The following is a 9,811-nucleotide window of genomic DNA, read 5'->3' on the forward strand; positions in this document are numbered from 1 at the left end:
CTGGCGACGCCGCCACCAGGCCCGATCCCAGGCCAGCCACTATCAGCGACAAGCCGCCCAGTCATGAAGATCGCGATCTACAGCTGGAGTACTAGCCAATAGCCAAGCGTGCTTCTGGAAGGTCAAGAACCATGCACCATCAACACTCTCTGACCCAGACAAGGAGAAAAATGGGCAAAATCGGAAGGATCATCAAAGCGGCGGCAGTCGCTGGGGCGTCCAGCCTGCTCATTGTGGGCGGGACCGCAGCGGCACAGGCCGCACCCGGAGCAGCTCCGGCACGTACCGCCTCGGCAACGCTCCCTGTTTCCGCCTCGACTTCGCCGCAGGACGTGCAGGCGGCGTACACGGTGACCGCCTGGGCGAGGGCCAACGTCCGTTCGTGCCCGTACACGTCATGCTCGATCGTCAGCCACGTGGTCGCCGGTGGCAGCTATTCCGCGAACTGCTGGGTCTGGGGTCAGACGATCACCGCCGAGGGTTACACCAACGGAAGGTGGGCGCGGCTGAACCTCCGGGCCGGCGGTTACGGCTACGTGAGCAACATCTATCTCAACGGCGACGAGTACGCGGGGTTGCCCGGCCCCTGCTGAGCCGTCGGCCAGAGAGAACGCCGCTCCTGGTTTCCCGGGCGGCCCGTACCGGCCTTGTCGGCATTCTCAGCCGGCGGACAACTGCCGCACGGCCCTGGTCCATCACTTCGAACAGAGAGAACCATGTCCTCATTGAGTGGCCTCGACCGAATCACAGCACGCCTCGTGGCCGTCGCTATGCTTGTTGCGTGCCTGGCGTCCATCGACTTGGCCCATCCGGAGACCGCGTCAGCGTCGAGTTGTTCCCACGCTCACAGCGACCGCGACACTACAGGGCGGGGCTACGCCACTGAGACCGTCCGTATGCGGTCCGGGCCGCACACACGATGCACGATCAACACCTACTCAGGCGTAGAGGCACTAGAATACCACTGCTACACCACAGGGGATGACATCTTCGGCGTCAGCACCTGGACGTGGGTACACAAATCGGGACACCCCGAAGCAGACGGATGGGTGAGCGACTACTACCTCGATGACGGTGGCTCGTACTACCGCTGTTGAGTTCTTAATGCTGGGAGCATCCGGCTACGCCCCTGCATCACATGGCTCCAACCAGGTTGATCAGGGACACCGTGCGGCCCCTGGTTGGGTCCGGGCTCGCAGCGACGAGCCGACGGCACATGCTGTCGGCTCGTCCGCATTTCTGCGCGATGGCGTCCCGCTTCGTGGTGTAGCCGATCAACGTTGGGGCGTACGCCTCGGAGCGTGTGCCGATATGTGTCGATAGGGATTCCGCTCCCTGCCCGGCAAAGCGGGTGTCTCAGACCGCGTTTGAGATCTGCCGTTGCCGTGGGCTCGGGCGGTCGTTGAGCTCTGTGTGAGTGGTTCTGGGGGTGGGTATCCGTCGGATCTGACGGACGAGCAGTGGGTTCTGGTGGAGCCGTTGCTGCTAGCGGCGCGGGTAGGGCCGAAGGGCGGGCGGCGAGAGAAGCATCCCCGGCGGCGGATTGTAGACGCGATCTCCTACGTGGTGCGGACCGGTTGCTCCTGGAGGCAGTTACCGAAGGACTTCCCGCCCTGGCCGACGGTGTACTGGTACTTCACCTGGTGGCATGATGATGGCACTGCCGAGCGCATCCACGATGCCCTGCGTGACCAGGTTCGCGAGGCCGAGCCGAGTGCCGGTCTGATCGACTCGCAGTCCGTGCGCACGGCCGACACCGTTCCCGCCGGGACCAGAGGCTTTGACGCGGGCAAGAAGGTCAAGGGCCGCAAGCGGTTCATCGTCACCGACACCCTCGGCCTGCTTCTGGCCGTCCACGTCGTCGCCGCGAGCATCCAGGACCGTGACGGCGCACGGCGTCCGCTGCTGTGGACCCGCCTGGACCACCCGGGTGTGAAGAAGATCTGGGCGGACCAGGGCTTCGCCGGACGCCTGGTCGACTGGACGGCGCAGATCCTCGGCCGCGAGCTGGAGATCGTCCGCAAGGACCCCGGCCAGCGGGGCTTCCAGGTCCAGCCCAAGCGCTGGGCGATCGAGCGGACGCTGTCGTGGATCACCGCACACCGCCGTCTCGCCCGGGACTACGAGCAGCAGCCCGCCCACTCCGAGACCATGATCCGCTGGGCGATGATCGGCATCATGGTCCGCCGACTCACCCGCGGCCGACCAACAACCCGACGAGGCCCCCGACCCCTCTCACGCGTCAACCAGTGAGATCTCGAATGCGGTCTGAAGTGATGTCCGTAGAGGAGGAGATCATCGGGTTCGAGGGCCAGGTGCCCTTGACGGCCGGGCGCGGCTGGCGCTCGGCACGTGGCCGCGTGCGACAGGCGACGGGGAGGGAGCGGGGCTGATGGCGGGGAAGCGTGAGGAGAATCCGGCGGGGGCGTCGAACAACCTGCGCGGTGACGTGCTGCGTGTGCTGGGGGTGCTGAAGGTCGCGACGGTCGAGCAGATCCAGCAGATCTCAGCCCCGCACCTGAGTTACCGGCACACCGACAAGCCGACTCCGTCGAAGCGGAAGCAGGCCCGCACCGCCTCGCACACGGGTGCGTTGTCCGATCTGCGCAAGCACGGCTTGGCGGAGAACGGCGGGCAGATCCCGGGCGGGGACAGGCTGCGCAACCTGACGCCGATGGGATTAAGGGCCGCCGCTCGCGAACTGGAGTGGCCCGTGGGGGAGATGGGCGGCCCGGCCCGCGGCGCCGGGCGCACGGGCGCCTCGCACCCGATGACGGTTAACGAGGCCGTGCTCGCCCTGCTGCGCCCGAAGCCGGACCTGTCCCAGCTCGCCAGCGAGCCGGCCGACGTCCTCGCCGCCGCGCAGGCCGCCGTGGACGCGCCCGCTGGGTTGGGTACCATCGCCTCCTACGCGACCGAGGTGGCGCTGCCCGCGACGGGCACCTGGTCCAACCCGGGTAGGGGCGGCGCCCAGGCGGACATCGTCATCACCGCGTCCGAGGACGGGGTGCCGCTGCTGTTCGTGGAGATCGACAACTGCTTCGAGCCCGCTCAGGTCCTCGCCGCGAAGATCGACAAGTACATGCGGTTCTGCCAGCGGAAGGTGAAGGACGTCGACGGCAAGGAGCGACCGATGTGGCGCACCCGCTGGTGGGTGCCCGACGGCCGCCACGGCGACCGGCCGCACCCGCCGCTGCTGCTCGTCTTCAACCGGATCGGCCCGCGCAACCCCAACACCGTCATCGCGCAACTGGCCGAGCTGACCGAGCGGCACTGGAAGGGCACCTCGTACGACGAGGGCTTCCACATGTACGACGGCAAGCTGCCCATCGTGGTCACCTGCATGAAGCAGCTGAAGGAGCACGGCCCGGCCGGAGCAGTCTTCCAGCGCTTCGGCCGACCGCACAACCAGACCCTCCTCGAGGCGATCGGCAATCCGCGCCGCGAAGCCCACGACGCCCGCCAGCAGGCCCAGTACGCCGCCCGCCAACGGGAGCACCAGGAGGAGCTGCGCCGCATCGCCGCACAGCACCGGGCTGAGAAGGAGGCCAGCCGTCCGGTGTGCGCCGGATGCGGCACCCGGTTCACCGACGCACGGTGGAAAGCCATCGAGCCCGCCGGGTGGGGCGCCCCACGCGAGACCCACCCGCACCTGTGCGACGACTGCAAGCAGCGCGCCATCACCGCCGAACACCAAGCTACACAGGCCGGGCCCGAGCACCAGGAGCACGACCAGGCCGTGCCCGAGCAGAAGGCCGGCGGCACCTGGCTCTCCCGCTTCCGCGGCTGACGTCCGGACGGAGATCACGGCCGGGCAGGACCGTCCTGCCCGGCCGTGGCAGCTACTCCCAGGGCCGTGGTAGCGCGTGCCACAGGGCTCTGAGCCAGTCGGGCGGGTTGGTGAGGAACTTGTCCACCAGTCGGGCCGTGATGGACCGGGCGGCCCCCTGGGCGGCGCCCTGAGCTATCGCGGCGGTCAGGCCGGCACCGATAGCGGGCTGCTGTGGGACGGGCGGCTGTACGGGCGCGGGAACGTTGTCCCGGGTCATGATGCTGCTCCCTTGAGCAGAGGAGTCGAGGACAGCGGACACCTGCTGTGGTGTCGTCCGCGTGGGGGTGGTGCGCGCCTCGCGGTCGGCGGTCCTGCTGCGGCTCTCTGCCTGAGAGCGTCCCTGTGGGGCTTCGGCCCGGCCCAGGGTGGGCGTGTTCAGCGTAGCGGCGATTGGCGCGGGTGTTCCCCCGGTCGTCTGGTGGGTTGTCATCACTGTTACCTCCTGGGCACCTAGTCGAGCCCGGCCCCAGCCGTTCTCCTGCACAGCGCGAAAAGACGCACACACAGCCGCACCAGCGTGGACCTGCACCGTCCTCCAGCTGAACTCAGCAAACTTCAGCATTTTCCGGTGATCTGCACAGACTGCTCTCTAACCTGGGCAGACGGCCGGGGCCGCCGCCGTACACGGACATGGGGGGCGATGTGCGCACAGCCAAAGGCGACTTCGGACGGGAACTGAGGCTCGCTGCTGCAGAACTACGCACGCTCAGGGCGCTGCACGGTGACCCGACGCTCGCACAGATCGCCGCCCGGGCACCGCATGGCCAGCACCTGTCCGCCTCTGGGATCAGTGCAACCCTACGGGGCCACAGCCTGCCCAGCCGCGACTACTACCTCACCCTGGTCCGCGTCCTACTGGCCTACGACACCAACAAGATCGCCTCACTACAGCATCCGGACCTACCCCAGTGGCGGGATCGCTGGCAGCGGCTGTCTTTGCTGCGCCACGCACAGAAGAGCAGCGCCCCGGCCCTCCTGCCGACAGAGCATCATGCCGCCCTGTCCGAACAGGTCGTGCTGGCCGCGCTACGGCGGGGCCAGCATGTGCAGCTGCCGCCGACCGCCGACGACCTTGGTGGGGTGTGGGCGGTGGCATTCTCCCCGGACGGCCATCTCCTAGCCACCGGACACGGTGCCAAGACCGTGCAGCTGTGGGACACCGTCGAACAGCGCAGGGCGGGATCAGCACTCTTCGGACACACCGGCCGTGTGACGAGTGTGGCCTTCTCTCCCGATGGCCGCCTCCTGGCAACGGGAAGCGAGGACGCAACCGCCCGGCTGTGGGATGTGGAAAGCCGGACTCTCATCGCAGAGCCCTTCACCAGCGCTGGCTTCGTCGACAGCCTCCTCTTCGCCCCCGATGGCCAGTCCATCTATGTCCAGGGGCGCACGATCCGCCGGTGGGACATCACCGACCCCCGCCAACCACGAAAAGCGGAGAAGCACTTCGCCAGCAGCCTCACCAGCGCCCCAGTCCTCACCACCGACGGCCTGCTGATCACCGGCCATGCCGAAGGCGTTGCCCATCTCTGGAAGGCGCAAGAACAGACGAGGTTCGATGCCCCCTTGCGCGGCCATGCATCGGAGGTCACCGCTCTGGCTCTCGCACCGAGCAGCGACGTCCTGGCCACCGGCAGCGAAGACGTCCAGCTCTGGGACGTACGCACACGCCAGATGATCCACGAGCCACTCGAGTGCCCGGGTGACATGGTCACAGAGATGGCATTCTCCCCGGACGGACGCATCCTTGTAGCCATCAGCGGTGACCGGGTCTCAGGCGCCCCGGAGGAGCCGGACTTCCACTTCAGCATCTGGGAAACAGCCACTTGGACTGAGCTTCCCAGTCCGCAGATCGGCCATAGCGGCCACGTGACAGCATCAGCTTTCTCACCGGATAGCAGACTCTTCGCAACGGGCGGCATGGATGGCCTGCTACAGATACGAACCCTGCCTACAGCCATATCGAACGAGCCGTCGGCGACCTGACACGTTCAGCAGTCAGCTTCACCCGAGACAAGCTGTCCACCTGCGCGCCCTCTATGTTGTCCAGCGCATGCCGATCGCGGACAGCAGCTCCATTCGCTCCGGTGTCAGTGTCGCGGCCCGGGAGCGCTGGTTCCCGATCCAGGCGCCCAACTTGTGCTCCCGTTCCTCCTGGTCCTGGCCGACGATCTGCTCAACCCACTTCCTGGGGACCTGGAGGTGTCCCTCGCGCTCGTAGAACTGCTTGGCGGCCTCGTAGTTCAGCGCCCACTTGTCGGCCTGCGTACGGCGCGGCTTAGGCTTCTCGTCCTCACTGGCGGGCTCGATGCCGAGGACCTGCTCGCACATCCACTGCTGCACGGTCGTGAGCTGGTCCCACCCGAGCCGCACCGACTGCACCCACCGCCCGAGATCCTCGCCCTGGCGCACGATGTCGCCCGCCTCGGTGGGCAGCGCCTCACCGGCGTCCAGGTGCATCCTTACCAGGTGGAAGCAGCGCTGCCAGGTGACCGGCCAGCTCGGGCACCAGGAGGCGTCGATCTCCTCCAGCTGCTCGCGCCGCTCGTCCGACAGCGCCCCGGCCGACGACTCCACCGGCAGCCCCTCGGCGCGCCGCTGCTCGATCTCCTGAGCCTTTCGGGCGGCGGCCCGCTGGTTCTTCAGCCAGATGCCCACCCGGTAGCCCTGGTAGGTGGCGTCGGTCGGTGCCAGCAGGTGCCCGTTCTCCTTGGCCCACCCGCGGGCGGCGGCCAGACCCTCTTCCCAGGCGACGTCGTAGTGCGACCAGATCATGCCGAGCTTCTCCAACTGCTCGGCGCGGTCGGTGTCCATGTCCCCGCGGGTGTAGAAGCGGCGTGCGTCGGCGATCCACTGCCCAAGTGGAAACGCGGCAAGGGAAGCCGGCCATCCCTCGGTCTCCGCCTCCTGGTCGTCGTGGGCGGGGACGCGGTAGGTGAAGGGGACCTTCAGGTCGCCGTGGAGCCGGTGATAGATGACGGCGGCTTCGATGCCGCGCCGCCAGTGGGCGTGTTCGGGGTTGATCACGCGGAGGTTGATGAACGCGGCCAACTGCGCAGGGTCGCGCGGGGTGGAGAACTTCAGCAGTTCCCGGGCCGGCACCGACAGACCACGGTCGCTTCGGTCGCTCCCGGCTTCCTCGCCCTCAGGTCCGCCGCTGCGGCTCTGCACGCCCCTCACGCTGCTGCGCGTCTGCTGCTCGGCGAGCTGCTCGACGACGCGGGCGTCGTGCGCGCGGAGTGCCTCGAGCAGCTTTGCGAGCCCGCCGAATGCCCGGCTGGTGAGCATGTTGTCGGCTGTCTCGCCCGGCCCGAGCAGGACCGGCACCACGAGGGACGCGGTCTTGCCCTCGCCGGGCTGCATGCGCAGGGCGCGGCCGACGGCCTGGATCAGGTCGGGCATGGAGCCGCGTACGTCCGCGAAGTACACAGAGTCACATTCTCGGGTGTCGACACCTTCGCCCAGCACTTTCACCGAGCCGAGGAAGCTCTTTTCCACGACCGTGCCGTCCATGGCGATGCCGTCGGCGAACTCGGTGAGGACCCGTCGCCGGTGGCCCGGCTTGTGCTCCCCGCACAACCAGTCCGCCCAGATCGCCTTCGGGTACAGCCCGGGCTCGGCGGCATGCAGCTGCGAGGCGACGTGGGGGAGGCCGGCCGCGAACGCTTCGGCTTCCTTGACGACGTGGTGGAAGACGAGCGTCCTGCGGAAGCCTTCCTCGGCCGAGGCTTTCACCAGCGCGGTCTGCAGCGCGGCGAGCCGCGCCCCGCGCACCTGCTCGGACCGGGCTTCTGCGCCGAGGAGCTGCGTGGCTTGGAGCTGGGTGTCGGTGATGTCCAGGCACACCACCTGGTACGGCGCGCAGATCCCCCGGTCGATCGCCTCGGACAGCGTCAGCGTGTAGCAGCGTGACCCGAACGGCCCGTCCGGGTCGTCCTCCATCGAGGCAACCAACTCACCCGGCGCGCCTGGCGCAGCCTCGGAGTCGTCGTTCAGTTGCCACAGCCGCGGTGTGGCGGTCATGTAGAGGCGGCGCAGGGCGGGGATGCGGGTGTTGTCGTGGACGACCGCCCATGGTTTTCCGATGCGGCCGGAACATCTGTGGGCCTCGTCGACGACGATCAGGTCCCACCCCGGAAGGCCGACGGCGTGCGCGCGCTCGAGCGTGCCGAGCCCGAGCGAGGCGTACGTGGCGAACACGGTGACCTTGTCGAGCGGCCGTACCCAGTCGACCAGCTCACCCACGTCCGTGGTGTTCGGGAAGGACGCCTCCTCACCCCGCAGGGACGAAACCCCGATCATCGGGCCCGTCCGGCCTCCCTCCCGCCACGCAGCCTCGGTCTGGGCGAGCAGATCCAGGGAGGGCACCAGGACCAGCACACGACCCGCACGAAGTTCCTCGGCGCTCCGTACGGCGACCAGGGTCTTGCCCGATCCGGTCGCCATGACCACCTGAGTACGCAGCCCCCGCTCCGGCACAGTAGATCTTGCAGAAAATTCAAGCACCCGGAGTACCGCATCCACGGCTTCCCGCTGATGAGGACGGAGTTCCCTCACCGCCATTTCAGTTCACCCTTCTCCCGCACACTGACGACAGCACACCTACACCACGACACAATCAACAGCGCATGCCAGAAGAAACTCTGACCCACAGCGCCTACACCGTGACGCCGGATCCACGCCCCGCTGCTGGACACAGATGACCACCCTTAAGCGGGCCACCGAACCCACACAGAACTCACAACGACGGAGCTATTCAACTCCAGAGCTTATCGAAAGTGCAGAATGAAGCAGATGTGCAGGGAATCAGCGCAGACGTTAGGGGTACTCCCCGCCTATCACTGTCCACCCTCTAGGGGAGAGTCATGACACAGACCATTGGAAACGACGAGGACAACCGGTTCTGCAAGGCATGCGGCACGCCGGCCGAGGACGGCAAACTGTGCAACCACTGCGGCGCCGTCCTGGACCTCCCCGACGATGCAGGGCTGGTCGAGGACCAAGGCGCGGCAGTACGACGCGACTTCGAAGGACGCACCCAGCAGTAAGGAGGAACGGCGGCCGGAGGACGAACCCGACCAATCCACTCCGTTGAACAGCATGCACCGGGGTACACGGGCCGGCATGGCATCCACAACTGATCGCGTCATGTCCTTGCGGGCCGTGCGGCAGCTGCGCCGGGTCCGCACCTTCTACACGGGAGGCGTCCTGCTGTGGGCAGTGCTGACCGCCTGGACCGCCTGGCAGCTGCCCGGCAGCCGACAGATGTGGGTGTCCGCCCTCCTCCTGGCCGTCTTCAGCACCCTCCTGCTCACAGCCTCCCTGTGGCTGCAGCGTCTCCAGGCCGCAGGCTCGCGCCGTCCCGCGCACCACGCCGCCCCGCGCAAGGCCACTGCACCACGCCACGCGCACGCCTGACCCACCACCACCCTCCGGTCGGGCCCCAGTACGGCGCGCGTTGGCTGTTCTGGAGTAGCCGGTTGGCATGCAAGTACGGGAGCGGCTGGCCCAGTGGTGGTCTCGGCGATGAGTGCGCTGGACGGTTGCTGTGGCCGTGTGGCTTTTCGCCTACGGGGCGGCCGCAGTGGTGTGGCGCGCCATTACGGGCAGGACGTGGTCCGACGCGCTTGTCTTCGCTGTCCTTGTGGCCGTGGTTAACGTGGTGGCCCAGCGGGGGGCGAGCCGGGCCAGGAGGCAAGCAGAACCACGCGGCAGCTGAGCGAGCCGAGCCCCGGCACGACTCTGGGCATCAACCAGCAACACCCCCTCGAGCACCCCCCTTTCCTTCTTGCTGCCCGGGCCGAAGGCCCGTTGGCCGTCCCGCGCAGCGGGGCCGGCCTTCAGGGCGCGCAGCGCCCTTAGGTGGCTGAAGCGCAGCGGAAGCTCGAGTACCACCTGGCCCCCAGCCCGCTGCGGCGGCACTTCGACGAGCAGGACGCGCGGGGCGACGCCGCCCGGCGCGCCGCGCTCGGGGAGCGG

Annotated in this window: 8 protein-coding genes; 6 read left to right on the plus strand and 2 right to left on the minus strand. The window is 67.9% G+C overall.

What is annotated here, in order from left to right; translation table 11 throughout:
- Nucleotides 1-170 precede the first annotated feature (170 nt).
- From ABTY20_RS33860 to ABTY20_RS33870, 3 genes are all read left to right on the plus strand, one after another.
- On the plus strand, nucleotides 171-593 hold the full coding sequence (locus tag ABTY20_RS33860; RefSeq protein ID WP_352000979.1) for a hypothetical protein: 423 nt from the start codon (nucleotides 171-173) through the stop codon (nucleotides 591-593).
- Between the two features lie 820 nt (nucleotides 594-1,413).
- Nucleotides 1,414-2,253: an IS5 family transposase gene (locus tag ABTY20_RS33865; RefSeq protein ID WP_502991952.1), complete on the plus strand. Its 840-nt coding sequence runs from the start codon at nucleotides 1,414-1,416 to the stop codon at nucleotides 2,251-2,253.
- A gap of 139 nt (nucleotides 2,254-2,392) precedes the next feature.
- A complete protein-coding gene (locus tag ABTY20_RS33870) occupies nucleotides 2,393-3,790 on the plus strand; it encodes a replication-relaxation family protein (RefSeq protein ID WP_352000980.1) in 1,398 nt (465 codons plus the stop codon).
- A 52-nt stretch (nucleotides 3,791-3,842) separates the two neighbouring features.
- On the opposite strand, the gene ABTY20_RS33875 is transcribed toward ABTY20_RS33870, so the two are convergent.
- A complete protein-coding gene (locus ABTY20_RS33875) occupies nucleotides 3,843-4,049 on the minus strand; it encodes a hypothetical protein (RefSeq protein WP_352000981.1) in 207 nt (68 codons plus the stop codon).
- 425 nt (nucleotides 4,050-4,474) lie between these two features.
- On the opposite strand from ABTY20_RS33875, the gene ABTY20_RS33880 reads away from it, so the two are divergent.
- Complete coding sequence (locus ABTY20_RS33880; protein WP_352000982.1) at nucleotides 4,475-5,818, plus strand: WD40 repeat domain-containing protein; 1,344 nt, start codon at nucleotides 4,475-4,477, stop codon at nucleotides 5,816-5,818.
- A gap of 51 nt (nucleotides 5,819-5,869) precedes the next feature.
- Here the strand turns inward: ABTY20_RS33880 and ABTY20_RS33885 are convergent, their stop codons facing one another.
- Nucleotides 5,870-8,395 (minus strand): DEAD/DEAH box helicase, encoded by a 2,526-nt coding sequence (locus ABTY20_RS33885; RefSeq protein ID WP_352000983.1) that lies wholly within the window; start codon nucleotides 8,393-8,395, stop codon nucleotides 5,870-5,872.
- A gap of 302 nt (nucleotides 8,396-8,697) precedes the next feature.
- Here ABTY20_RS33885 and ABTY20_RS33890 point away from each other — a divergent pair, with 302 nt between their 5' ends.
- Together ABTY20_RS33890 and ABTY20_RS33895 are read left to right on the plus strand one after the other, a co-directional pair.
- Entirely contained in the window at nucleotides 8,698-8,880 is a 183-nt protein-coding gene (locus ABTY20_RS33890; protein ID WP_352000984.1) for a hypothetical protein, read from the plus strand.
- Between the two features lie 76 nt (nucleotides 8,881-8,956).
- Nucleotides 8,957-9,250 carry a hypothetical protein gene (locus ABTY20_RS33895; protein WP_352000985.1) on the plus strand — a complete coding sequence of 98 codons (294 nt, stop codon included), beginning with the start codon at nucleotides 8,957-8,959 and terminating at the stop codon, nucleotides 9,248-9,250.
- The last annotated feature ends 561 nt before the right edge of the window (nucleotides 9,251-9,811 follow it).

The sequence above is a fragment of the Streptomyces sp. NPDC126497 genome (genome assembly GCF_040302425.1).
In the GTDB taxonomy this organism is placed as follows: Bacteria; Actinomycetota; Actinomycetes; order Streptomycetales; family Streptomycetaceae; genus Streptomyces.

What these genes read in the sequence shown, in the direction of transcription:
- ABTY20_RS33860 (WP_352000979.1), top strand. Translation starts at nt 171, where the DNA reads ATGGGCAAAATCGGAAGGATCATCAAAGCGGCGGCAGTCGCTGGGGCG.
- ABTY20_RS33870 (WP_352000980.1), top strand. Translation starts at nt 2,393, where the DNA reads ATGGCGGGGAAGCGTGAGGAGAATCCGGCGGGGGCGTCGAACAACCTG.
- ABTY20_RS33875 (WP_352000981.1), bottom strand. Translation starts at nt 4,049, where the DNA reads ATGACCCGGGACAACGTTCCCGCGCCCGTACAGCCGCCCGTCCCACAG.
- ABTY20_RS33885 (WP_352000983.1), bottom strand. Translation starts at nt 8,395, where the DNA reads ATGGCGGTGAGGGAACTCCGTCCTCATCAGCGGGAAGCCGTGGATGCG.
- ABTY20_RS33890 (WP_352000984.1), top strand. Translation starts at nt 8,698, where the DNA reads ATGACACAGACCATTGGAAACGACGAGGACAACCGGTTCTGCAAGGCA.
- ABTY20_RS33895 (WP_352000985.1), top strand. Translation starts at nt 8,957, where the DNA reads ATGGCATCCACAACTGATCGCGTCATGTCCTTGCGGGCCGTGCGGCAG.